Source organism: Cupriavidus sp. IDO (assembly GCF_000812465.1).
Classification (GTDB): Bacteria; Pseudomonadota; Gammaproteobacteria; order Burkholderiales; family Burkholderiaceae; genus Cupriavidus.
This window is the reverse complement of sequence record NZ_JWMA01000054.1, coordinates 33,812-56,226: the sequence shown is the minus strand read 5'-3', so window position 1 is coordinate 56,226 and position 22,415 is coordinate 33,812. Positions and strand designations below refer to the sequence as shown.

Here is a 22,415-nt window from a genome sequence, read left to right as displayed (position 1 = left end):
GTGAGCACCATCGCGGCCACTGCAGCACACGCCATCGCCACGGATCGACAAGGAGCAATCATGCTGAACTGGTTCAGGGAGCTGTCAGGCACGGAGCGCAAAGGATTCTACGGAGCGTTCCTGGGGCATGCCGTCGACGTATTCGACTTCATGATCTATTCATTCCTCATCTCCACGCTGCTCACGCAGTGGGGGATGAGCAAATCCATGGCCGGCGCCATCGTCACGTGGACGCTCGTGTCGTCGCTCGTTGGCGCTATCGGCGCCGGCATCCTGGCCGACCGCTACGGCCGCGTGCGCGTGCTGCGCTGGACCATCGTGGTCTTCGCGGTGTCGTGTTTCCTGTGCGGGCTGGCGTCGTCGCCGGAGCAGCTGATGGCGTTCCGGATGCTGCAAGGTCTTGGCTTTGGCGGCGAATCGTCGCTGTGCATGGTGCTGGTGACGGAGATGATCCGCAACCCGGAGCATCGCGGCAAATACTCCGGCTTCACGGCGAGCAGCTATTCGTTCGGCTGGGGCGCGGCGGCGCTGGCCTATGCCATCACGTTCCAGCTGTTCCCGGCCGAAACGGCCTGGCGCGTCTGCTTCTTCCTCGGGATCCTGCCGGCGCTGGTCGTCATCTACCTGCGCCGCAACCTGCAGGAGCCTGAAGTCTTCCTGAAAGCGCGCGCCGAGGCCGGCCGCCGTAGCGCCCTGCACGACCTGGGCCGGCTGTTCCGGCGCCCGCTGCTGGGCAAGACAGTGCTCTGCAGCCTGCTGTCCGGCGGCATGCTGGGTGCTTACTACGCGATTGCAACGTGGCTGCCGACATTCCTCAAGACCGAGCGCGGCCTGTCGGTCTTCGGCACCAGTTCGTATCTGGCAATGACGATTGCAGGCTCCCTGGTCGGCTATGTGGCTGGCGCCTACGCAACGGACCGGTGGGGACGGCGGCTGACCTACATCGCCTTCGCAGCCGGCGCATTCGTGATGGCGCTGATCTATATGGTGATTCCGGTCTCGAATACGTCGATGCTGTTCCTCGGCTTCCCGCTCGGCGTACTGATGCAGGGCGTGTTTGCAGGCATCGGCGCGACGATCTCGGAGTCTTACCCGAACGATATCCGCGCGACCGGCTATGGCGTGTCATACAACGTCGGCCGCGTGATCGGCTCTTTTTTCCCGCTGTCGGTAGGCGCGCTCAGCTCCGGCCGCACGACGCTGGCCCTGGCGATTGCCATTGTCGCTGGCGTGGGCTACGCGCTCGTGTTCATCGCGGCGCTCCTGCTGCCAGAGACGCGCGGCATGGACCTGGCCGACGCCGGTGACGAGTCCGGTCGCGACGATGTTCGAGCCACGGGATTGCAGGCCGGTACGCCGACGGTCGGCCGGGCCGCCTGACGGTACAAAAAAAGGCGGCACGCCGGAGGAAACATCCATGAGCCGGTGCCACGCCACAATGAGAAAGCGGGCTACGCACATGTGTAGCCCGTGTTGTTCTGTCTTCGGTCATTCAGCGGGTACTCGCTAGCTCGGCCGGGCGACCGCTTCGCGCAACTTCGTCGAGGACGGGTGTCGGTCCACGCCTGCTTTCCTGCGATCCACGCCACCAATCTGTCGGTTCCCGCCAGCCCGCTGTCAGGGCAGGAAACGCAGTGGTAACCTCCCAGCATCTCCGCCCCAACCCTCCGCCCGTGCAGCCTTCCGATTCTCGCATCTGGCGATCCGCCCCCGAGCAGCGCGCCTACCAGGGCGCCCGCCGGCGCGTTCGGGCGCTGCGCTTTTTCTACATGCACGCCATGGTCTACGTGGCGGTCAATGCATTGCTGATTGGCTACCACCTGCTCGGATCGCCGAATCGTCCGTGGTCCGGCGGGCCGCTCCTGGGCTGGGGCATCGGGCTGGCGTTGCACGGCATCATGACCTGGGGGCGCGTCGGTCTGCTTGGGCGGCAATGGGAGGAACGCAAGATCGCGGAGTACATGGCGCGCGAGCAGGTGCGCACGCTGTCGACCGAGAAGCAGCTTGTCGAAGCCCGCATGAAGCTGCTGCAGGCCCAGATCGAGCCGCACTTCCTGTTCAATACGCTTGCCAATGTGGTCAGCCTGATCGAGCCCGCGCCGCAGAAGGCCACGCTGATGCTGGAGCATTTTATTGCCTACCTGCGCGCCTCTCTGGCAGCGAGCCGCGCTACGCAGGGGACGGTGGCGCAGGAGGCGAAGCTGCTGCGCGACTATCTGGCATTGATCCGGATCCGCATGGGCGACCGGCTGCATTACTCGGTCGACGTCGACCCCGCGCTGGAAACGGTGCCACTGGCGCCGATGCTGCTGCAGCCGGTGGTGGAGAACGCGATCAAGCATGGCCTGGAGCCGAAAGTCGAAGGCGGGCGTTTGCTGGTCCGGCTGGAGCGGCGCGGCCCTCGCATGCTGGCAACCATTGAAGACGACGGCATGGGCTTTCGGCCGACGGCGGGCTCGGGTGTCGGGCTTTCCAACCTGCGCGAGCGGCTGGCAGTGCTGTATGACGGCGACGCCCATGTGCGGATCGAAGAGCGTTCGCCCGGCACCGCCGTGCTCATCGACATTCCGTTGCCGACGCCCACCAGAACCGGAGACGCCCCATGACACCCACTGCACTGATCGCCGACGACGAAGAGCACTTGCGCTCCCATTTGCGGGCGAAGCTGGAGCGTCTGTGGCCGGAGTTGCAGATCGTCGCCGAGGCCACCAATGGCATCGAGGCGGCCGAGGCCATTGCGCGGCTGTCGCCAGGCGTGGCTTTCCTGGATATCAAGATGCCCGGACTGTCCGGGCTGGAGGTGGCGCAAGGCGTCGAAACGGATACGCGGCTGGTATTCGTCACCGCCTATGACGAATTCGCCCTCGATGCTTTCGAACGTGCAGCGGTCGACTACCTGGTCAAGCCCGTCAGCGACGAACGGCTTGGCCGCACCATCGAACGCTTGCGCAAGGCCTTGCAGGAAGCTGCGCCGCTGCCCGAACTGGCCCAGCTGCTGAACCAGCTGACGCGTGCGCAGCCGCGCGCGGAAAACCCCGGACTGCTGCGCTGGGTGCGCGCCAGCCGCGGCAACACCACCAGCCACGTGCCGATCCAGGACGTGATGTATTTCCAGAGCGACGACAAATACGTGGTCGTGCATACCCGCGATGGAGAGCACCTGATCCGCACGCCGTTGGCGGAATTGATTGCCGGCCTCGATCCCGAGGTGTTCTGGCAGATCCATCGCTCGTCCATCGTCAATATGGAATACGTGGCGGGCACGCGCCGCGATGAATCAGGCCGGCTGTTCGTCAGGATGCGCGACAGCAATACGGAACTCCCGGTATCGCGCGCCTATATGCATCGCTTCCGGCAGATGTAATCCGGCAGCGGCACATTGCGCCGCTGCCCGGGAGCGTCACTGGCGATCCATGAATTCCCGGATCTTGCGCTCTTCCCAGTCACGACCGCGGCGCGACAGCCGCGTCCACACCAGCAAGCCATGCACGCCCAGCCCGAGGCCCCAGGCCAGCGTGGTGCTCAGCGGCCACGGCCAGCCGCTGGTGGCGTAATGCGACCACGACGGTGACGGGAAGTACATGAAGCGCAACCACAGCCAGGCATTGACCACCAGATAGACCAGCAGGTGGATATACCAGCCGCGCAGTGCGCGGACCATGCGGCGCGCGCGCCAGTAGGCCATGGCGTTCGGGTCATTGGGCGGAAATGGCTGGTTCGTCGATTCGGGGCGCATGGGATACCTCGTCATGGGAATTGTCATGCGTAAGGTAGGCCACGGCAAAGAGCCGTACCAGTCCCATGGGCCGAATCGACGGATTTCGTTCGCCGGTGCGCGGGCAGATAGCGCGAATGTCGGCGGCACAGACACCTCCGTGCCCCAGGCTAGTCGCGACCCGGTTGGCCTTTCGCCCGTCCTGCCGGGAATACCCGCATAGGAAAAGGTCCATCGTTGATCATAATCATAGTAATTATGATCATAAATTGGAAGGCGATGAGCACCAAGCCAACCCCTCAGATAGAGGGCAGCAAACGCGTGAAGCGTTCGGACCAGGTGGTCAACGATATCAAGCGCTGGATCGTGCAGACGCACCAGAGGGTCGGGGACAAGCTGCCGCAGGAAGCAGCACTGATTGAACAGATGGGCGTTGCGCGCGGGACAGTGCGCGAGGCGCTTGCCTCGCTGCAGGCACAGGGGCTGGTCAAGGTCAGCACGGGCCCGAACGGCGGTGCCACGCTGACGCAGCCGCCCTATGAGCGATGCCTGGAGGCAGTCTCCAACTTCCTGTACTTCCAGTCGGTCGACATTGTCACGCTGTACGCGCTGCGCCGCGCGGTTGAGCCGGAGCTGGCCGCCAACGCCGCCTTGCGCCTGACCGATGCCGATATTGCCGATCTCGATGCGCTGGTCGGACTGAGCCATCCCGAACATGGCGGCAGCACGGACTGGAACGAGCGGCGCGAGGCCGACCTGCTGTTTCACGACCGTCTGGCCGATGCTTGCAGCAGCCCGATGCTGGCGTTGTTCTGCCGGCTGCTCAACGACATCATCCGCCGCGTCATCGTGGTACGTAACGCGCAAGACGATTTCGACCGCTTTGATGAAGAGATCTTCCATAGCCACAGCGCACTGATCGATGCGTTCCGGGCGCGCGACCCGGAGCGTGCGCGTGCCCTGATGCAGGAGCACATGGAGCATGCGGAGTCCCTGGCCCTGGAGGCCGAATCCCGGGTGGATCGAGGGAGCTTGCTGATGAGCCCGGGCGACTGATCCTCTGACGCGCAAGCGTCCCCCTTTACCTGCACACCCGACCGCCAGCTTCGCATCCGGAATGGCGGGAGGGATTCCTGTTGCCCGAATCCTGGGAGTCTTGACGTGAAACCTGCTGAAACGCTTTGGCGCTGGAGCGCTGCCGATATTGCCGATGCCGTGCGGCGGCGCGAGATTTCCTGCCGCGAGGTCACGGCCAGCGTGCTGGCGCGCATTGAAGCCCTTAACCCACGTCTCAATGCGTTGCCGGAGGTGCTTGCAGAAGAGGCGCTGGCCAGCGCGGATGCCGCGGACCGCCAGGTCGCCGAGGGCGCAGAGCTGGGGCTGCTCCACGGCGTGCCAGTCACGATCAAGATTAATGTCGACCAGGCGGGCCATGCGACCACCAACGGCGTGATTCCGCTGAAGCACAATATCGCGCGTGAGGATGCGCCCGTCGTCGCGAACTTGCGCAGTGCCGGGGCCATCATCGTCGGGCGCAGCAATACGGCCACCTATTCATCGCGCTGGTTTACCGAAAACGGCCTGCACGGGCGCACGCTGAATCCCTGGAATCCGGATATCACCCCCGGCGGCTCCAGCGGTGGCGCCGCGTCCGCGGTCGCTTCCGGCATGGGCGCGCTGGCGCATGGCAATGACATCGGCGGCTCCATCCGCTATCCGGCCTATGCCTGCGGTGTCCCCGGCTTGCGGCCAACGACAGGGCGGGTGCCCGCGTACAACCCATCGGCCACTGTCGAGCGGAGCATCACACCCCAACTCATGTCCGTGCAGGGGCCGCTCGCTCGCAACATTGCCGACCTGTGTCTGGGCTACCACGCCATGGCGCGCCACGACGGGCGCGACCCCGCCTGGGTGCCGGTGCCGCTGGAACTGCCGCTGCCGCCGGGGCCAATCCGCGTGGCGCTGTTCAGGCGTTGTCCGGGCATTCCTGTCGACCCGGCGGTCAGCGCGGCGCTGGACAGTGCCGCGCAATGGCTGCAGCAGGCGGGCTACGCCGTCGAGGAAGCCAGCTTGCCTGACTTCATGGAAGCGGCGGCGCTCTGGCGCACGCTGACGGTCGACGACAGCCGCCGCAACATCATCGCAGGCGTGGACCAGCATGGCGACGAGGCTATGCGCCAAAGCCAGCGCAACATGCTTGACGGGATGCGGGAAACCGATCGCGATGGCTTCCTGGACGCCCTGGCGCGGCGCCAGGCGATCGCACGAAACTGGTCGCTGTTCATGCAGACGTATCCGCTGGTGCTGATGCCTGTGTCGTGGCAGCGCCCATGCCCGCAAGACGCGGATACCGGCACGCCTGAAGAGACCCGCGCCTTGCTCGATGCACAGAGTCCCTTGCTGGCAACGGCCATGCTGGGCATGCCCGGGCTGTCCGTGCCGACAGGCATGGCCGGCGGCGTGCCCGTCGGTGTGCAGCTGCTGGCGTGGCGCTTCAGGGAAGACCTGTTGCTGCGCGCCGGCCAGGCCATTGAAGACGCGGCGGGCTTTACCCCTTTCGCCGACGTGCAACCCGGCATCTAGACCCAGGAGCTTCCCATGAATGAACGCAATCCTGCTTACGCACCACGGCTTTCGCGCCGCGCCATGCTGGCCGGCGCCGCTGCCGCCCTGTGTACCGGTGGCCTGCTCTCCAGGGCCGCATGGGGGCAAACCGTATCACGCATCATCGTGCCGTTTCCGGCCGGAGGGGCGGCCGATTACATGGGCCGCTTGCTGTCCGAAAAGCTGAAGGAGACCCTGGGCCGTACCGTCATCGTCGACAATCGCCCGGGCGCCGGTACGCGCGTGGCGGCTGAAGTCCTGAGGAATGCGCCGGCCGACGGCAACACCGTGCTGCTGGCACCCGTCGATCCGATGTTCATCGGTCCGCTGATCTACAGCAATATGCGTTTCAATCCCGCCACCGACTTCACGGCGGTCACCGACGTGGCCGGCGTCCAGTTCGGACTGGCGGTCAGCGCAAGCTCGCCCATCAAGACACTGGCCGACTTTGTCAAGGCAGCCAGGGCCCAACCGGCTGAGCACTCGATTGGCATCAGCACGGTCGGCACGCTGCTGCATTTTCTCGCCGTGGAGTTCGTTAGCCAGTCCCGCACCGGCTGCACGCTGGTGCCGTATCGGGGCGGCGGGGCGATGGTGACGGAGCTGATGGGCAACCAGATCGCAGCCGGCATGGACGCCATCACGACCTTCACCGAGCTGCATCGCGGCGGCAAGCTCCGCGTGCTGGCCGTGGCAGGCGAGAAACGCGCCGATGCCTTGCCTGGTGTGCCCACCTTTGCGGAGTCTGGCTTTCCCAATCTCGTGACCTCGTCGCGCTACCTGCTCTATGTCCGCGCCAACACGCCGCCCGATATGGCAGCGCAGTGGTATCAGTCCGTGCGCAAGGCCCTCGCCATGCCGGACGTGCGCGAAAAACTGGCGCGCGCCGGCTATGACATCCTGCCCGGCGGCACCGCCGATGAGGTTGCCAGGTATGCGAACGCGCTTTCGGCACGTTGGACGCCGGTGATCAAGGCTTCGGGCTTCAAGGGGGATTGAGCGATTCCGTGCAGGCTCGAGTTGGTTGCGGATATATCGATCGTCGACATTCGACCACCTATCGTTGGATGAAGGCCTGCCGCGCGACGTGAGGGGAGGGCGGCGGGCCTGACGACGAGGGTGGAAACCCGATGCGAACAGCTATTGCCGGTCAGCCTTGCGGCTGCCTCGTCCGGCCCGCCATAGAGAGGGTCTTGCCCGAATGGGCAAGACCGGTCGTCAGGGATGACGATCCATCTGTTCGCTTTCAGGTTTCCACACCCGGTCACCGTTGTGCGATGACTTCGCCAGTGTTGCTTCTTGCTCGTGGCGATTCGATAGGACACCTTGCATTTCCGTGCGGACCGGCGAATCCTGCCTCAGCGTGAGCGCCAGGGAAATCGTGGCGTCCCTAAAGTCGAACGGTATGTACCGCTACGCCTGCGATCCGTGATCGCCGGTCTGTGGAGAGGTGGGCGCGGAGTCGGGGGACGTGCGCTCCAGTTCGCGCCATGCCAGCCACAGGCGCGTGTCGAACTCAAGCTGGTGGTAGCGCGGCTCCATATGCTCGCAGAGCCGGTAGAAGGCCTTGTCGTGGTCGCTCTCCTTGAGGTGCGAGAGTTCGTGCACGACGATCATGCGCAGGAATTCCGGCGGCGCTTCCCTGAACAGCGACGCCACGCGGATTTCCTTCTTGGCTTTGAGCTTGCCGCCCTGCACGCGCGAGATGGCGGTATTCAGGCCCAGCGCGCGCTGCGCGGAATCCAGCCGCGCATCGAAGCCGACCTTGTGCAGCGGTGGCGCGCTGCGCAGGTATTCCTGCTTGATCCCGGTGGCGTATTCGTACAGCGCGCGGTCGGTCTGCACGGTGTGGCGGCCGGGGTAGCGGCGCGCTAGGTGGTCGCCCAGGCGATCGGCGGCGATCAGCTCGCGCACCTGGTCCAGCACGCCGGGCGGATAGCCGCCCAGGAAGCGCATCGGATCCTTGCCGGCGGGGCGCCAGGTTTCAGTCACTGCAGCGGTCTGCTCAATGATGGTGGTGATGGTGATGCATCCAGCTGTTGTCGAGCGAATTGACGAACGACTCGACGGCGTCCTTGTCGCCGGTGGCGTGGCGCATCATCTCGCCGCACTTGCAGAAACCCTGGTACGGCGTGATGTGCGAGCAGGCCGACGTCTTCTGCAGGTACAGTGTGACGGGTTTCGTGCACTTCTTGCACTTGAATTTGAGGGTCAGGGCGGGTTTGCTCATGGCGTTGGCGTGAAAAGCTGCGGGAATCCGAACCCGCCATTGTACCGGCCACCGCGGGATCCGGCCGAAGCGGCCGGGCCTGCCCCGCGTGCCTGCTACACTCCCGCCATTCCCGAAAAAACACAAGCACGCACCCATGGCACAGTACGTTTTCACCATGAACCGCGTGGGCAAGATCGTTCCGCCCAAGCGTCACATTCTCAAGGACATCTCGCTGTCGTTCTTCCCCGGCGCCAAGATCGGCGTGCTGGGCCTGAATGGCTCGGGCAAGTCCACGCTGCTCAAGATCATGGCCGGCCTCGACAAGGAAATCGAGGGCGAAGCCACGCCGATGCCGAACCTGAACATCGGCTACCTGCCGCAGGAACCGCAGCTCAACCCCGAGCAGACCGTGCGCGAATCGGTGGAAGAGGCGCTTGGCGGCGTGTTCGAAGCACGCAAGAAGCTCGACGAGATCTACGCGGCCTACGCCGAGCCGGATGCCGACTTCGACGCGCTGGCCGCCGACCAGGCCAAGTACGAGGCGATCCTGGCCGCCAGCGACGGCAACAATGTCGAGCTGCAGCTGGAAATTGCCGCCGACGCGCTGCGCCTGCCGCCGTGGGACGCAACGATCGGCAACCTGTCCGGCGGTGAAAAGCGCCGCGTGGCGCTGTGCCGCCTGCTGCTGTCGCGTCCCGACATGCTGCTGCTCGACGAACCGACCAACCACCTGGACGCCGAATCGGTGGACTGGCTCGAGCAGTTCCTGACGCGCTTCCCGGGCACCGTGGTGGCCGTGACCCACGACCGCTACTTCCTCGACAACGCCGCCGAGTGGATCCTGGAACTGGACCGCGGCCAGGGCATTCCCTGGAAGGGCAACTACAGCTCGTGGCTGGACCAGAAGGAAGCGCGCCTGAAGCAGGAAGAGGCGACCGAGTCGGCCCGCCAGAAGGCGCTGCACAAGGAACTGGAGTGGGTGCGCCAGAACCCCAAGGGCCGCCAGGCCAAGTCCAAGGCGCGTCTGGCCCGCTTTGACGAGCTGAACAGCCAGGATTACCAGAAGCGCAACGAAACCCAGGAGATCTTCATCCCCGTGGGCGAGCGCCTGGGCAATGAGGTGATCGAGTTCGACGGCGTCAGCAAGGGCTACGGCGACCGCCTGCTGATCGACAACCTCAGCTTCAAGGTGCCGCCGGGCGCCATCGTCGGCATCATCGGCCCGAACGGCGCCGGCAAGTCGACCTTCTTCCGCATGCTGACCGGCAAGGAACAGCCGGACAGCGGCGAGATCAAGATCGGGCCGACCGTGAAGATGGCCTTTGTCGACCAGAGCCGTGATGCGCTGGACGGGACCAAGACCGTGTTCGAGGAAATCTCGGGCGGCTCCGACATCCTGACCGTGGGCAGGTACGAAACGCCGTCGCGCGCCTATATCGGCCGCTTCAACTTCAAGGGTGGCGACCAGCAGAAGCAGGTCGGCACGCTGTCGGGCGGTGAACGCGGCCGCCTGCACATGGCCAAGACGCTGATTGCCGGCGGCAACGTGCTGCTGCTGGACGAACCGTCGAACGACCTCGACGTGGAAACGCTGCGCGCGCTGGAAGATGCGCTGCTGGAATTCGCCGGCTGCGTGATGGTGATCTCGCACGACCGCTGGTTCCTCGACCGGATCGCCACGCACATCCTTGCCTTCGAAGGCGACTCGCACGTGGAGTTCTTCCCGGGCAACTACCAGGAATATGAAGCGGACAAGAAGAGCCGGCTGGGTGAGGAGGGTGCCAAGCCCAAGCGGATTCGCTACAAGCCGATCGCGCGCTGATCGTTGTCGATGGATAGCAAAAGCCAGGCCTTCGGGTCTGGCTTTTTTTTGCAGCGCGGCAGCGGGCCTATGCGGCCGCCCGCACCAGCCGCACCCGCGTAATCTCCGACGGCGCCCCAAACCGCTTCGGCGGCCCCCAGTACCCCGTGCCGCGGCTCACATACACCCACAGCAATTCATGCCGGTTGAGCCCCGCCGTGTACGGCTGCTGCATCGGCACAAACAGGTTCCACGGCCAGAACTGCCCGCCATGCGTGTGGCCGGAGAGCTGCAGGTCGAAGCCGGCCTCGGCCGCGGCTGCAGCCGTGCGCGGCTGGTGGGCCAGCAATACCTTAGCCGCGGCGGAGGCGGGCGCACCGGCCAGTGCCTCATGCGGATCGCTGCGATGGCTTTCATGAAAGCGCCCGCCCGAGTAGTCGGTCACACCGGCCAGCACCAGCGCATGGCCGCCGCGTTCCACCACCACGTGTTCGTTCATCAGCACGCGCACGCCCAGCCGGCGCAGTTCCGCGATCCAGGCCTCGGCGCCCGAGTAGTACTCGTGATTGCCGGTGACGAAGTAGGTGCCATGGCGCGCCCGCAGCCGGCCAAGCGGGGCCGTGTGCGCGGCCAGCTCGCGCACCGTCCCGTCGACGAGATCGCCGGTGATGGCAATGGCGTCGGCTTCGAGGCTGTTTACGCGATCGACGATGCGGTCCAGGTACGGGCGCTTGATGGTCGGGCCGACGTGGATGTCGCTGATCTGCGCGATGGTGAAGCCGTGCAGCGCGTCGGGCAGGCCGCTGACCGGCACCTCTACGTCAACCACGCGCGCCAGCCGCCGGGCGTTGATGAAGCCCGCCAGCGTGACCAGCAAGGCCAGCGCCACGACGGTCGCCGCGCTCACTGAAGCCAGCCCTGGCGGATGCCAGCCGGCGATCCAGGCCACCAGCAAGGCCACGTCGCGGAATACGGTAAAGACCAGCAGCGAGGAGAAGAAGCCCATCGCCAGCATGCCGACCCAGCTCACCCGGTCGGCCCATGGCTGGCTGAAGCGCCGCGCCAGCAGGCCGGCCGGCAACAGCAGGCAGGACAGCGCCAGCCATGCCAGCCCGAGCGCCTTGACCAGTATCGGAACGGGCAGGCCGGGCAGCAGGCGCAGCGCAATGTAGCCGTGCAGCAGCGCCGTGACAGTGCCGGCAAACAGGATAGTGGTGCGAGGGGGCATGTTGGGCGGAGTTGGGAGGGCGTTGCTGAAAAATGAGGACGAAGCCCGGGGCTTCAAGGGCTGTATGTGCCAAGCAAGGCGCACACCAGCCAGCTGCATGGCGCGCGCAATGTGTCATTGCGGCTTGAATTCGGGCGCGGCTGGCCTGATCCAGACAATATGCGCGCTGCCCGGCCGTTTCGGCTGAAAAGCGTCTGCCACGGACGCTTGGGGGCCGTGATCTGTCCTTTTTGGGATTACCTCCTGAATCTTTTCAAATCGGATTGTTTGCCCATCCGGGCTAATTTAGATTCGCACACGTAGGCGCCTGCTGTGCTGCATCATGCCCGTGCATAGCGCCGGCGCCGTGCCGATCTTCCCGCCGGAGAAAACCATCCCGTTCTGCCTTAAGCACACCAGCGCGCTGCTTGCGGCCGCCTGGCTGGCGCTGGTGCCGCTCAGTCTGGAGGCCGCCAATCCGCCCAGGCCCGTCACGCTGACCTGGCCGCGGAATTTCGATGCGGCCAGCGAGCATGTGGAGCTGTACCAGCCGGAGATCGAGAAGTGGGAAGGCACCCGCATCGCCGGCCGCGCGGCGGTGGCCGTGGGCGCGAAGGACGGTACGCCAACCTATGGCGTCGTGCATTTTTCGGCGCAGGCCGACATCGACAAGCCGTCGTCGCTGGTCCAGCTGACGCAGATCACCATCGAAAGCGTTGATGTGCCGACCAGGCCCGACGCGGCGGACCAGGTGCGCAAGGCGCTGGTCGATCGGCTGCCGGCCAAGGGCCTGACCGTGCCGCTGGATGAACTGCAGGCCAGCTACGCGGTGTCGCAGCAACTGGCCAGGGCTGCCCGGGTGACGGTAAAGAACGACGCCCCGCAGATCATTTTTGCGACCACGCCAACGTTGCTGGTGATCGTCGACGGCGAGCCCGCCTGGCGCCCGGTGCCCGGCACGGATTTCGAGCGTGCGCTGAACAGCCGCGCGCTGCTGCTGCGCGAATCCGGTGGCGAGCTTTACCTTCAGGCGGCGGGCTACTGGTACCGGTCGGAATCGGCTGGCGGCGCGTGGGAGGTCATGCCGAGCGTGCCCAAGGCGCTCCAGGAGGGGCGGCCGGCAAGGCATCCGCCTCGGCCAGGCCTGACGCCATGCTGCCGCCCGACGGAAAGCGTGCAGCCAAGGCACCCGCCATCCAGCTCGCCACCCGGCCGACGGAGCTGGTCGTGACCAGCGGCGCGCCGCAGATGACGCCGGTGAGCGGCGTCAGCCTGCTGACGGTGGCCAATGCCGACCATGCAGTGTTCGTCGACCCGGCCACCAACAGCTACTACGTGCTGGTCTCGGGCCGCTGGTTCCGCGCGCCGATGTTGCCGGGGCCGTGGCAATACGTGCCCGGCAGCGAGCTGCCGGCCGATTTCGCCAGGATCCCGCCGAACGACCCGAAGGCCAATGTGCTGGTGTCGGTGCCGGGCACGCCGCAGGCGAAGGAGGCCGAGATTGCGGCCACCATCCCGCAGACTGCTTCGGTGTCGCGCGCCAGGGCGGCCCTGACCGTGGTTTATGACGGCGCGCCGCGCTTTACGCCCATCACGGGCACTTCGCTCAGCTATGCGGCCAATACCGGCACGCCGGTGATCGAGGTCGACAGCGGTCACTACTACGCGGTGGCCAATGGCGTGTGGTTCACCGCCCCGGCCCCCACCGGCACCTGGCGCGTGGCGACTGAAGTGCCGTCGGCCATCTACACGATTCCGCCGGCATCTCCCGTCTACTACGTGACTTACGTGCGCATCTACTCGGTCACGCCCGAGACTGTGGTGGTCGGCTATACGCCCGGCTACATGGGGGTGGTGGTCAGCGCCGATGGCACGGTGGTGTATGGCACCGGCTATGTCTATCCGGCCTATGTGGGTTCGGTCTACTACGGCTACCCGGTGACCTATGGGTACGGCGCCGGCTTCGGCATCGGCCTGGCCGAAGGCTTTGCCTTCGGGTTTGCCGCCGGCGCGATCTGGGGCGCGGCTTCGCCGTACTGGGGCCCGTACTGGTGGGGCGGCCCGTACAACTGGAACTACGTCAATGTGAACCAGGCCAATTTCTACGGCCGCTGGGGCCAGGGCACGGTGACGCACGCACAGGGCTGGAATGCGTGGACAGGTACCCAGTGGCGCGGTACTGCCGCATCGGGCTTCAACCCGGCCACCGGCGCGCGCTACCAGGGCAGCCGCGGCGCGGCCTTCAACCCGTACTCCGGCAACTACGCGGCGGGCCGCCAGGGCTCGTTCGCCAATCCCTCTACTGGCCGCGAGGGCGCCGCGCGCGGCGGAGCAGTCGGCAACGCATACACCGGCAACTACGCCGCCGGCCGCCAGGCCGCCGGGTATAACGCGCAGACCGGGCGCGTCGGCGCGGCCGAAGTCGGGGTCGCCGGCAACACGCAGACCGGGCAGCACGCCGCCGGCAGCCGCGGCTTCGTGGCCAATCCGGACAAGGGCAATGCCGTGGCATGGAACAACGGCAACGTCTATGCTGGGCACGATGGGTCCGTTTACCAGCACACCGACAACGGCTGGCAGAAGCACACCCCCGGCGGCTGGGAACCCGTACAGCCCAACAACGAAGTTACCGGCCGGCTGGATCAGCAGCGCCAGGCGCGCGAAGTCGGCCAGCAACGCTTCAATGGCGCTGCGCAGCAATGGCAGGGCCGGGGCGGATCTGGCGGCGGCGGCTTCGGCGGCGGGCGTGGCGGTGGATTCCGCGGAGGCGGCTTCCATGGTGGCTTTCGCCGCTGACCGACGGCTTCTCAGCGGCCGCTGAAGACGCGCGTGCTTTTGCTCGAAAGGAGTTAACTCGCGCACAAAAAGGATTGAATTGGCGCGGCAGTGCGCGGGCCTTAACCTGCCAGAGACGGCGTGAGCGGAAGGACGCACCGCGGGCTCCTGGGAGGCGATGGCCTGAATCGCGCCAGGAAACGACTACGGATCGATGGCGGGAGGAGGTCTCCGTGAAAAGAGTGTCCAATTGGCGCGTGCTGTGCCTGCTCCCCATCCTGGCGGTGGTGGCGTGCAGCAAGGAAAAGCCGGCGGCCGTTGCCCCACCGGCCGCAGAGGTCGGCGTCATGACGGTCGCGCTGCGCGACGTCCCGGTCGTCTACGAGTTCGTTGGTCAGACACAGAGCTCGCAGCAGGTGGAAATCCGGGCGCGGGTGAATGGCTTCCTGGACAAGCGCGTCTATACCGAAGGCGCGGTGGTCAAGGCCGGCGAGACGCTCTTCCTGATGGATCGCAAGCCGTTCGAGGCAACCCTGCAGGCCGCGGAGGCCGAACTGGCGCAGCAGCAGGCGCGCCTGACCACGGCCCAGGCCGACCTCAAGCGCGTGCGCCCACTGGCCGAGCGCAATGCCCTGAGCCAGCGCGACCTGGATGATGCCACCGGCAAGGCCCAGGCCGCCGCCGCCGCCGTGGAGGGGGCACGCGCCAATGTGATCAGTGCCAGGCTCAACCTGGGCTATACGACGATCAAGTCACCGGTGGCAGGGCTGTCGAGCTTTGCCAAGCGGCAGGCGGGGTCGTACATCGACACCACCAACAGCCTGCTCACCTACGTGGCCAAGCTGGATCCCATGTGGGTCAACTTCAGCCTGTCCGAGAACGAAGTCCTGAAGCTGCGCACGGACCGCGAGTCGGGCGCCATCAGGTACCCGGCACAGGACGCATTTGATATCGTCGTCGTGCTGGCGGACGGCACCGAGTTTCCGAATCACGGGCGGATCGCCTTTGCCGACGCTTCGTTCAGCGCGGAAACCGGCACCTACCTGGTCCGCGCGGAAGTGTCCAACCCGGAAGGCACCCTGCGGCCCGGCCAGTTCGTGCGGGTCAAGGTACATGGCGCGATGCGCACGAAGGCCATTGCCGTGCCGCAAGACGCGATCGTGCAGAGCCAGCGCGGCCAGATGGTCTGGGTGGTGGGGCCAGACAACAAGGCACAGCAGCGGGTGGTGGACGTGGGAGAGTGGACCGGTACCAACTGGGTGGTGCGATCCGGGCTGAAGCCTGGTGAGCGCGTTGCCGTGAGCGGTACGCTGCGTCTGGCGCCGGGTGCGCCCGTCAAGGCAGTGGAGACCACGCCGGGCGTTGCGAACGCCGCGGCGAGCGGCGCGGCTGCACCACCGGCTGCCGCACCACCGGCTGCCGGAGCATCGGGTGCCGCAGCATCGGGTGCCGCCACCACGGCGGGAGGCAAGCCATGACGCTTGCCCATTTTTTCATTGACCGGCCCATCTTTGCGTCGGTCGTCTCCATCGTCATCACGGTGGGCGGGCTGGTGGCGCTGACCAAGCTGCCGATCGCCCAGTTTCCGGACATCACGCCGCCGTCGATCACCGTCACCACGAAGTACCCGGGCGCCAGCGCGGAAGTGGTCGCACAGAACGTGGCCGCGCCGATCGAGCAGCAGGTCAACGGCGCGGACCGGATGATGTACATGAACTCGACGAGTTCTTCGACGGGCGACCTGACGCTGACCACCTACTTTGAAATCGGCACCGATCCGGAGCTGGCGCAGGTGGACGTGCAGAACCGCGTCAACCTGGCGCTGCCCACGCTCCCGGATGCCGTGACTGCGCAGGGTGTGTCGGTGCAGAAGCGTTCGTCGGCGTTCATGATGGTGATCGCCATCTTTTCGCCGGACAACAGCTACGACCAGACCTTTGTCGGCAACTACGCCAACATCTACGTACTGGACGCGCTCAAGCGCATCCCGGGGGCCAACCAGTCTTCCATCTTCGGTAGCCCGGACTACGCCATGCGCATCTGGCTGAAGCCGGACCGCATGGCGTCGCTCGGGATCACCACGGAGGATGTGAAGACCGCTGTTGCCAACCAGAACCAGCAGTTCTCCGCCGGGCGGATCGGGCAGGCACCCACGACCGGCCCCGTACAGCTGACCTTCCCGATCGCCACCAAGGGCCGCATGACCGAGCCCGCCGAGTTCGACAACATGATCCTGCGCGCGCAGTCCGGCGAGGCAGCCCTGGTGCGGCTCAAGGATATTGGTCACGCGGAGCTGGGCTCGAAGGACTATTCGCTGCGCAGCCGGTACAAGGGCAAGACCGCCACGCTGATGGCGGTCTACCAGCAGCCGGGCGCCAATGCACTGGATGTGTCCAAGCAGGTGCGCGCCACGCTGGCAGAACTGAAAAAGACCTTCCCGCCCGGGCTGGAGTACGAAATTGCGCTGGACACCACCGAGTTCGTGCATGAATCGATCAACGAGGTGGTGCATACGCTGCGCGATGCCGTGATCCTGGTGATCCTGGTGGTGTACTTGTTCCTGCAGAGTTTTCGCGCCACGCTGGTGCCGATCCTGGCTGTGCCGGTGTCGATCATCGGGGCCTTTGTCGGCATGAGCGCGTTCGGCTTTTCGGTGAACATGCTGACCCTGTTCGGCATGGTGCTCGCGATTGGGATCGTGGTGGACGACGCCATCGTGGTGATTGAAAACGTCGAGCGCAACATGGCGGAGTTCAACCTGCCACCCAAGGAGGCCGCCAAGAAGGCGATGGACGAAGTCAGTGGACCGGTGGTGGCCATTGTGCTCGTGCTGCTCGCGGTGTTCATCCCGGTGGCCTTCCTGTCGGGCATTACCGGCCAGCTCTATAAGCAGTTTGCGATCACGATTGCGGTGTCGGTGGTGCTGTCGGGCGTGGTGGCGCTGACGCTGTCGCCGGCCATGGCGGCCATCCTGCTCAAGCCCGGCGAGCACAAGAAGAACCGCTTCTTCACCTGGTTCAACAATTCGTTCGACCGGATGATTGCCGGCTATGACAGGTCGCTGCAGATCGTCATCAAGCGCACTGTGATGTCGATTGCGATCATCGTCGCGATGGTGGCGGTCAGTGTGCTGATGTTCATGCGCATTCCGGGCTCGTTCCTGCCGGTGGAAGACCAGGGCTACCTGTTTGGTGCCGTGGTGATGCCGGATGCCGCCAGCCTCGACCGCACCGGGAACCTGTCGGCGCGCGCGGAAACATGGCTCGCCAAGCAGCCTGGCGTGGCCTCGGTGGCGACGGTGGACGGCTACAGTCTGATCGATTCCCAGAACAAGGCCAATGCGGGCACGCTGTTCATCACGCTCAAGGGCTTTCACGACCGCGGCCCGGGCGAGAGCGCCGAGGACATGATCCTCAAGGCCAAGAAGGAGTTTTCCACTTACCAGGACGGCGTGGCGATACCGATCAATCCGCCCTCGATCCCGGGCCTGGGCACCACCGGTGGCTTCGAGTTCTGGCTGCAGAGCACGGCGGACGGCACCTACCAGCAGCTCGAGGAGAAGGTGCACGAGTTCATTGCCAAGGCGCGCCAGCGGCCGGAGCTGACGGCCGTGAACTCCACCATCAATTCCCGTTCGCGCCAGTTCCTGGTGGAGGTGGACCGCGAGCGCTCCGAAACGCAGGGTGTGCCGGTGGAGCAGGTGTACTCGGCGCTGCAGACGATGTTCGGTTCGCTTTACGTTAGCCAGTTCCCGAAGAACAGCCGGCTCTTCCAGGTGATCCTGCAGGCCGAGCCGCAATTCCGCTCGCGTCCCGAGGACCTGGACAAGGTCTACGTGCGCAGCCACAAGGGCGATATGGTCCCGATCAAGGCGGTGACCACCACGAAATATATCCCTGGCGCCGACATCGTCACGCGCTTCAACAATTTCCCTGCTGCCAAGATCATGGGCGATGCCGCGCCCGGCTACAGTTCGGGGCAGGCGCTGGCAGCCATGGAGGAGATCGCGCACGAGGTGCTCGGGCCAGGCTATGCCTTCGCCTGGAGCGGGCAGGCCTATGAAGAAAAGACCGCCGGATCCACTGCGGTGTATGTCTTCGCCTTTGCCTTGCTGATGGTGTTCCTGATTCTGGCTGCGCAGTACGAGAAATGGTCCTTGCCGCTCGGCGTGCTGCTGGCAGTGCCGTTCGCATTGTTTGGCGCATTGGTGGGCATCCTGATGCGCGGCATGCTGAACGACGTCTATTTCCAGATTGGCCTGACCGTGCTGATCGCGCTGGCGGCCAAGAACGCCATCCTGATCTTCGAGTTCGCGGTGGAAATGCGGGAGAAGGAAGGGCTCAGCGCCTATGACGCGGCCATTCACGCCGCCAAGCTGCGTCTGCGGCCGATCATCATGACCTCGCTGGCGTTCATCCTTGGCTGCGTGCCGCTGGCCATCGCGAGCGGCGCCTCGGCGGCGAGCCGGCAATCGCTGGGCACGGGCGTGATCGGCGGCATGCTGGGTGCCACGGTGATTGCGCTGTTCTTTATCCCGATGTTCTTCTGGGGGCTGGAGGTCATGTCCGAGCGCAAGCCCAAAGGCGAGGCCGCGGGCGGTGCGGCGCCGACGTCCGGCGACGGCTCGCCGCCTCCCAGGCCACCGGCCGGAGAGCCACTATGAGAGCGCGTGCCTGGATGCTGGGGGCCTGCACGGCGGCGGCGCTGGGCGGCTGCGCGATCGGTCCCAACTACCAGCGGCCGGAGACGCCGGACGTTGCCCGGTACCGCATCGACACCGGTCCGCTGGCGATCGCCGCCGACAGCGACTGGTGGAACCAGTTCAACGATCCGGTGCTCAACGCCCTGGTCGATACGGCGATCGCCAACAACTATGACGTGCGCATTGCCGCCGCGCGCATCGAGGAATTCCGCGGCCAGCTGATGGTCGCGCGGGCTGGGTTCTTCCCGCAGGTAAATGTGTCGGCTTCCGCCACGCGCCAGCGCCTGGGCACTTTCAACGGCACGCCGTTCGCCGGGCTGGACAGCCCGCGCAATTCCTACCAGTTGCTGGCCAACGCGAGCTGGGAGCTTGACCTGTGGGGTCGCATCCGCCGCCAGGCCGAGGCGGCCGAGGCGAGCCTGTGGAACGCGGAATATGCACGCCGCGGCGTGGTGCTGTCGCTTGCGGCGTCGGTGGTGCAGGGCTATGCCACGCTGCGCGGGCTCGATGCGCAGCTCGACATCGCCAAGCAGACCCTGGAGTCCCGTGCCAGCGGGCTGGATATCTTCCGGCAGCGTTACGAGGGCGGCGTCATTTCGCAAATGGAACTGGCGCAGGCGGAGAACGATTTCTACGTGGCCGAGGCCAGTATCCCGCCGCTGCGAACCGCCATTGCGCAGACCGAGAACGCGCTGTCGGTGTTGCTGGGGCGCGAGCCCGGCCCGATCGAGCGTGGCAAGGCAGTCAGTGAGCTACAGGCGCCGGATTTGGGTGCCGACCTGCCGGCCGCGCTGCTGTCACGACGCCCCGATGTACTGCAGGCCGAGCAGGCGGCGGTGGCGGCCAATGCGCAGCTCGGCGCGGCAGAGGCCCTCTACCTGCCGGCGGTCAACCTGAGCGGCTTGTTCGGCGCCATCGCCAGCTCGCCGGGGGCGCTGTGGCACAGTGCCTCGCAGGTGTGGGGATTCGGCGCCGGCCTGACCCAACCCATATTCCAGGGTGGCGCCATCCGCGGCCAGGTGCACACGGCATCGGCGCAGCGTGACCAGGCCATGCTGGCCTACCAGCGCACGGTGCTGGAGGCGCTGGCCGATGTCAACAGTACGATGGCCAACGGCATCGAGACACGCGCCCGGCTGGGCAGCCTGCGCCAGCAGGAAAAGAGCCTGACGATCTATGCCGACCAGGCCTTCGCGCGCTATGAGGGCGGCTATTCGAGCTACCTGGAAGTCACCAATGCGCGCGAGAAGCTGTTCGATGCTCAACTGGCCGCAATCCAGGGACAGGTGGACGCGCTCACCAGCACGGCGGCCCTCTACAAATCGCTGGGCGGAGGCTGGCCTTCCGTGCCGCAGGCCGTACGGGATGCGGGCATGCAGGGCGACGCCAGGGTGCTGGCGCGCCAACCGCCGCCGCAGCCGCCGGCTACCGAGCCGACCACTCCGCCTGACGCACGCCCAGCGCAGTGACCAGCCCGTAGGCCGAGATCCCCAGCGCCACGCCGAGGAAATGCCCGTCCAGCCCCATGCCGGCGACGTTGGCCAGCAGCCAGCCGCCGCCGGCTGCCAGGCCGATGCGGCACAGCCCGGCGGCGATCGGCCAGCGCATCCGGCCCGCGCCCATCGAGGCGAAGTACAGCGCCATACCGAGCCCGAAGCCGCCAAACGCCGGGCCGACCCATGACAGCGCGCGGGCGGCAATCGCGGCGACTTCCGCGTCCTTCGTGAACAGGCCGGCGAACCGTTCCGGCACCAGGCCGACCGCCGCGCCTGCCGTGCCCGCAATCGCCAGCGCCAGCAGTGCGCCGACCCACGCGGTGCGGCGCGCGGTATGCCAGTCACCGGCACCCACCGCGCGCCCGACCAGTGCCGTGAGTGCCGAGCCCACGCCGAACGCGAGCGGAATCATCAGGAACTCCAGCCGCGCCGAAATGCCGTAGGCTGCCACGGCCGCCGTGCCGTGGTGGCGCAACTGGGCGGTGACGAGGATGGTGGTCAGGTTGGCCACCGACGCGAGTGCACACGCCACCAGCCCGACCGACAGGATGCGGGCGAACAGCGCCCCCGACGGCCGCACCCGCAGCACCGGCACGAAGCCAGCACCGCCGCGTGCTACCACTACGGCCATCGCGAGGGCAGCCGCCCACGACACGGCCGCCAGCGATGCGCCGATCCCGGCCAGGCCCATGCCGGCAGGTTCGGCCAGCAGCCAGGCCAGCAGCGGGAAGGCGAGCCACATCAGCGCCAGCACGCGCGCCGCCAACGCATGCCGGCCACCACCGCGCAGCACCGATGCCAGCGTGTTGGCCAGCCAGGCCGGTACGGCCCCTGCGCCGAACAGCCAGACGGCGTAGGTGGCGGCGGCTTCGGCGGCGGTGACGCCGCCAACCGCACCCAGCACACCGCGCGGGAACCCGGCCAGCGCCACGGCAAAGGCCAGCCCGGCAGTGACGGCAATGATGACGGCATGCAGGACCAGCGACGACGCCTCTTCCCGCTTGTCGGCACCCAGCGCCCGCGCGATGGCGGCCACCACGCCGCCGCCCATGGCGCCGGTCGACATCTGCTGCAGCAACAACGCGAAGGGCAGCACCACGGCCCAGCCCGCCAGCGCGGCGGTGCCCTGGCGCGCTGCCAGCCAGGTTTCGACCAATTGGGCGCCGGTCTGGAGCACGGCGATCAGACCGGTGGGCCCGGCAAGCCGGCCGATGCGGCGGACCAGTTCCATCGCGGGAATGGGGGCGGGCAGGCCTGCAGAAGACACGGCGGCGCCATTGCCGACGGCAGTCATGGTGCCGGGCTCAGACATGTTCGTCCTCCTTGCCCGCCGTCTCCGCCTCAGCCTGCCCGAAGCGCCGCTTCAGGGAGTTCCCGGCACCGGGGCCGGGCAGCACGCGCAGGTCATCCAGCGTGATCGCACTGCCATCCGCGCGGCACAGCGCCGGGTTCGCGATTTCCTCGCCGCTGCGTCGATCCTGGAGGATCGTCAGCGGACCCTTTTCATCGGTCATCCAGCGGTCCGCCCACGCCTTGAGCGCGACATAGGCCGGGAAGAAGTCGCGGCCTTTCCCGGTCAGGTGGTAGACGTGCCGGCCGCCTTGTCCGGGCGTCACGCGCTCCAGCAGGCCGTGCGCCACCAGCGTCTTCAGCCGGGCGCTGAGGATGTTCGGGGCGATGCCCAGGTGCCGTTCGAATTCGTCGAAGCGCGTGCAGCCGTAGAACGCTTCGCGCAGGACGAGGATGGCCCAGCGTTCCCCCAGAACCGCCATCGAGCGGGCGACCGGACAGGCCATGGAGGTGAAATCGGTAGGTGACATGGTCTCCGCGTCTCTTTTTCGTTTACTTGCAAATTGCAAGTTGTCTGGATAATAGCTTGCAATTTGAAAGTTTGCACGACGGA

At 66.3% G+C, this 22,415-nt stretch carries 16 protein-coding genes and 1 pseudogene; 11 read left to right on the top strand and 6 right to left on the bottom strand.

Going from position 1 to position 22,415, the window contains the following annotated elements; translation table 11 throughout:
• Positions 1–60: 60 nt before the first annotated feature.
• The 3 genes from RM96_RS17290 (at position 61) to RM96_RS17280 (ending at position 3,364) form a co-directional block, all read left to right on the top strand.
• A complete protein-coding gene (locus tag RM96_RS17290; RefSeq protein ID WP_039012308.1) occupies positions 61–1,380 on the top strand; it encodes an MFS transporter in 1,320 nt (439 codons plus the stop codon).
• 314 nt (positions 1,381–1,694) lie between these two features.
• Positions 1,695–2,606, top strand: coding sequence for a sensor histidine kinase (locus tag RM96_RS17285; RefSeq protein ID WP_274520193.1), 912 nt, complete (start codon positions 1,695–1,697; stop codon positions 2,604–2,606).
• Positions 2,603–3,364 carry a LytR/AlgR family response regulator transcription factor gene (locus tag RM96_RS17280; protein ID WP_039012307.1) on the top strand — a complete coding sequence of 254 codons (762 nt, stop codon included), beginning with the start codon at positions 2,603–2,605 and terminating at the stop codon, positions 3,362–3,364. The genes RM96_RS17285 and RM96_RS17280 overlap by 4 nt, the downstream gene beginning before the upstream one ends.
• A 36-nt stretch (positions 3,365–3,400) precedes the next feature.
• Here RM96_RS17280 and RM96_RS17275 read toward each other — a convergent pair whose 3' ends face one another.
• Positions 3,401–3,736, bottom strand: a complete 336-nt coding sequence (locus tag RM96_RS17275) for a 2TM domain-containing protein (protein ID WP_039012306.1) — start codon at positions 3,734–3,736, stop codon at positions 3,401–3,403.
• A 258-nt stretch (positions 3,737–3,994) separates the two neighbouring features.
• Between RM96_RS17275 and RM96_RS17270 the strand changes: the two genes are divergently transcribed.
• From RM96_RS17270 to RM96_RS17260, 3 genes are all read left to right on the top strand, one after another.
• Entirely contained in the window at positions 3,995–4,771 is a 777-nt protein-coding gene (locus RM96_RS17270; protein WP_039012331.1) for a FadR/GntR family transcriptional regulator, read from the top strand.
• Positions 4,772–4,876: 105 nt separating this feature from the next.
• Positions 4,877–6,298, top strand: a complete 1,422-nt coding sequence (locus RM96_RS17265) for an amidase family protein (RefSeq protein ID WP_039012305.1) — start codon at positions 4,877–4,879, stop codon at positions 6,296–6,298.
• A gap of 15 nt (positions 6,299–6,313) precedes the next feature.
• Entirely contained in the window at positions 6,314–7,318 is a 1,005-nt protein-coding gene (locus RM96_RS17260) for a Bug family tripartite tricarboxylate transporter substrate binding protein (RefSeq protein WP_039012304.1), read from the top strand.
• Between the two features lie 414 nt (positions 7,319–7,732).
• On the opposite strand, the gene RM96_RS17255 is transcribed toward RM96_RS17260, so the two are convergent.
• Positions 7,733–8,275, bottom strand: coding sequence for a M48 family metallopeptidase (locus RM96_RS17255; protein WP_052279560.1), 543 nt, complete (start codon positions 8,273–8,275; stop codon positions 7,733–7,735).
• 49 nt (positions 8,276–8,324) lie between these two features.
• Positions 8,325–8,549: a hypothetical protein gene (locus RM96_RS17250; protein WP_010812270.1), complete on the bottom strand. Its 225-nt coding sequence runs from the start codon at positions 8,547–8,549 to the stop codon at positions 8,325–8,327.
• Between the two features lie 136 nt (positions 8,550–8,685).
• On the opposite strand from RM96_RS17250, the gene ettA reads away from it, so the two are divergent.
• Positions 8,686–10,353, top strand: coding sequence for an energy-dependent translational throttle protein EttA (gene ettA / locus RM96_RS17245; RefSeq protein WP_039012302.1), 1,668 nt, complete (start codon positions 8,686–8,688; stop codon positions 10,351–10,353).
• 67 nt (positions 10,354–10,420) lie between these two features.
• Here the strand turns inward: ettA and RM96_RS17240 are convergent, their stop codons facing one another.
• On the bottom strand, positions 10,421–11,560 hold the full coding sequence (locus RM96_RS17240; RefSeq protein WP_039012301.1) for a metallophosphoesterase: 1,140 nt from the start codon (positions 11,558–11,560) through the stop codon (positions 10,421–10,423).
• A 373-nt stretch (positions 11,561–11,933) separates the two neighbouring features.
• On the opposite strand from RM96_RS17240, the pseudogene RM96_RS17235 reads away from it, so the two are divergent.
• The 4 genes and pseudogenes from RM96_RS17235 to RM96_RS17220 all read left to right on the top strand — a co-directional run bounded on the left by RM96_RS17235 (position 11,934) and on the right by RM96_RS17220 (position 20,485).
• Positions 11,934–14,335 (top strand): annotated as a pseudogene (locus RM96_RS17235) (carbohydrate-binding family V/XII).
• Positions 14,336–14,547: 212 nt separating this feature from the next.
• Complete coding sequence (locus RM96_RS17230) at positions 14,548–15,792, top strand: efflux RND transporter periplasmic adaptor subunit (RefSeq protein ID WP_039012300.1); 1,245 nt, start codon at positions 14,548–14,550, stop codon at positions 15,790–15,792.
• Positions 15,789–18,977, top strand: a complete 3,189-nt coding sequence (locus RM96_RS17225) for an efflux RND transporter permease subunit (RefSeq protein WP_039012298.1) — start codon at positions 15,789–15,791, stop codon at positions 18,975–18,977. Before RM96_RS17230 ends, RM96_RS17225 begins: the two co-directional genes overlap by 4 nt.
• Entirely contained in the window at positions 18,974–20,485 is a 1,512-nt protein-coding gene (locus RM96_RS17220) for an efflux transporter outer membrane subunit (RefSeq protein WP_238587307.1), read from the top strand. Before RM96_RS17225 ends, RM96_RS17220 begins: the two co-directional genes overlap by 4 nt.
• Here the strand turns inward: RM96_RS17220 and RM96_RS17215 are convergent.
• The gene (locus tag RM96_RS17215) at positions 20,442–21,824 is read right to left on the bottom strand and encodes an MATE family efflux transporter (protein WP_238587306.1); all 1,383 of its coding nucleotides are present in this window, start codon (positions 21,822–21,824) and stop codon (positions 20,442–20,444) included. The two genes, RM96_RS17220 and RM96_RS17215, sit on opposite strands and share 44 nt — an antisense overlap.
• A complete protein-coding gene (locus tag RM96_RS17210; RefSeq protein WP_039012296.1) occupies positions 21,817–22,332 on the bottom strand; it encodes a winged helix-turn-helix transcriptional regulator in 516 nt (171 codons plus the stop codon). Before RM96_RS17210 ends, RM96_RS17215 begins: the two co-directional genes overlap by 8 nt.
• Positions 22,333–22,415: the final 83 nt, after the last annotated feature.

What these genes read in the sequence shown, in the direction of transcription:
- RM96_RS17255 (WP_052279560.1), bottom strand. Translation starts at nt 8,275, where the DNA reads ATGCGCTTCCTGGGCGGCTATCCGCCCGGCGTGCTGGACCAGGTGCGC.
- RM96_RS17290 (WP_039012308.1), top strand. Translation starts at nt 61, where the DNA reads ATGCTGAACTGGTTCAGGGAGCTGTCAGGCACGGAGCGCAAAGGATTC.
- RM96_RS17270 (WP_039012331.1), top strand. Translation starts at nt 3,995, where the DNA reads ATGAGCACCAAGCCAACCCCTCAGATAGAGGGCAGCAAACGCGTGAAG.
- RM96_RS17215 (WP_238587306.1), bottom strand. Translation starts at nt 21,824, where the DNA reads ATGTCTGAGCCCGGCACCATGACTGCCGTCGGCAATGGCGCCGCCGTG.
- RM96_RS17280 (WP_039012307.1), top strand. Translation starts at nt 2,603, where the DNA reads ATGACACCCACTGCACTGATCGCCGACGACGAAGAGCACTTGCGCTCC.
- RM96_RS17240 (WP_039012301.1), bottom strand. Translation starts at nt 11,560, where the DNA reads ATGCCCCCTCGCACCACTATCCTGTTTGCCGGCACTGTCACGGCGCTG.
- RM96_RS17250 (WP_010812270.1), bottom strand. Translation starts at nt 8,549, where the DNA reads ATGAGCAAACCCGCCCTGACCCTCAAATTCAAGTGCAAGAAGTGCACG.
- RM96_RS17220 (WP_238587307.1), top strand. Translation starts at nt 18,974, where the DNA reads ATGAGAGCGCGTGCCTGGATGCTGGGGGCCTGCACGGCGGCGGCGCTG.
- RM96_RS17225 (WP_039012298.1), top strand. Translation starts at nt 15,789, where the DNA reads ATGACGCTTGCCCATTTTTTCATTGACCGGCCCATCTTTGCGTCGGTC.
- ettA (WP_039012302.1), top strand. Translation starts at nt 8,686, where the DNA reads ATGGCACAGTACGTTTTCACCATGAACCGCGTGGGCAAGATCGTTCCG.
- RM96_RS17210 (WP_039012296.1), bottom strand. Translation starts at nt 22,332, where the DNA reads ATGTCACCTACCGATTTCACCTCCATGGCCTGTCCGGTCGCCCGCTCG.
- RM96_RS17275 (WP_039012306.1), bottom strand. Translation starts at nt 3,736, where the DNA reads ATGCGCCCCGAATCGACGAACCAGCCATTTCCGCCCAATGACCCGAAC.
- RM96_RS17260 (WP_039012304.1), top strand. Translation starts at nt 6,314, where the DNA reads ATGAATGAACGCAATCCTGCTTACGCACCACGGCTTTCGCGCCGCGCC.